Annotated in this window: 1 protein-coding gene; it reads left to right on the top strand. The window is 73.2% G+C overall.

Annotated features, from left to right (window positions below):
• Positions 1-205, top strand: a 205-nt coding sequence (locus tag Q0848_RS18950; protein ID WP_299040396.1) for a response regulator, incomplete at both ends; no start/stop codon positions are given.

Raw genomic sequence — 205 nt, 5'->3', positions numbered from 1 at the left:
CGAAGCCTCTACCCCCGACCAGGCCATCGCCCTGGCCCGCGACCTGGCCCCCGACATCGTCCTGATGGACCTGCAGTTCGGACCGGGCGCCACCGGCGTCGACGCCACCCGGGCGCTGCGGGCGCTCCAGGTCGCCCCCTACGTCCTCGTCCTGACCAACTACGACACCGACGGGGACATCCTCGGCGCTGTCGAGGCAGGCGCC

The organism is uncultured Pseudokineococcus sp., assembly GCF_947495735.1.
GTDB lineage: Bacteria > Actinomycetota > Actinomycetes > Actinomycetales > Quadrisphaeraceae > Pseudokineococcus.
Note: the sequence above shows the minus strand (reverse complement) of the source record. Positions and strands in the feature narration are given on the sequence as shown.